This is a genomic window from Acetobacter sp. DmW_043 (assembly GCF_002153485.1).
In the GTDB taxonomy this organism is placed as follows: Bacteria; Pseudomonadota; Alphaproteobacteria; order Acetobacterales; family Acetobacteraceae; genus Acetobacter; species Acetobacter thailandicus.
This window is the reverse complement of sequence record NZ_JOMN01000071.1, coordinates 1-846: the sequence shown is the minus strand read 5'-3', so window position 1 is coordinate 846 and position 846 is coordinate 1. Positions and strand designations below refer to the sequence as shown.

General features: G+C 44.4%; 1 protein-coding gene. It reads right to left on the bottom strand.

Going from position 1 to position 846, the window contains the following annotated elements:
* Positions 1-184: 184 nt before the first annotated feature.
* Entirely contained in the window at positions 185-523 is a 339-nt protein-coding gene (locus HK11_RS11650) for a hypothetical protein (RefSeq protein ID WP_086555496.1), read from the bottom strand.
* Positions 524-846 lie beyond the last annotated feature (323 nt).

Sequence of the window (846 nt, the reverse complement as noted above, 5' to 3'; positions counted from 1 at the left end):
ACACTGCACGGGCAATTCAGCAGATGCGCACCAGTCCTTAAACACATTATAAAAACCATTCACAGTATATGGGCTGCCATCCCGCGATCTGGATAAATACGTTTGACTGCCCCTCTCCCATAATCTGAGTTACATCCTGTAATTCTGAGTGCAACGGAATCCACAGGCAGGCATCAGTCTTTTCCTACCTGACGTAAATCATTCCATTCTGAACATCGCCTGGTCCCATCCGCACAACGTCACTACGCCTCTGGCCGGTATAAAGCATGAGCGACATTGCCAGCCTCTGAATGGTGCCGCTTCCCCATTTTAATAAATATTTATCAAATTCCTGATCTGTCCAGGCATGTATCCCCTCACTCTTTTGTCTCTTAACTTTAATTGAGGTGGTCGGGTCGTCATCACGCCAGCCGTTATTAATCGCGAACTGCATTAACTGACTCAGTAATCGTTTAATACGAACCCTGGTTGTAGGGGCATCACCCAACGCATTGATGGCCAGACAAATGTGTTTCGGCTCCATCAATGCAAACGGGCCTTGTCCTATCGGGTCTTCTCGTATGCGATTCAGCAGGCGATTATAAACCGCTTTTGTGCTCTCTTTTAATAGACTAAACTCCTCAGAAAGTTGCCTATTTTACAATTAATGACTCTAGCGTTCCTGACTTAATACTGTCTTTAGATATAACTTCTCTCTGCGTATTATTTAGAGCTGCTCCATATGCAGCCATAAAATCAGGATCAGTTATATCCGGGAGCTTCACATCTTTATGTCTTTTTCTTCTTAGGCTCAGGACTCATTCTTTGAGATAGAAAATGAAGCTTGCAGCGATATGGATTGCGGAC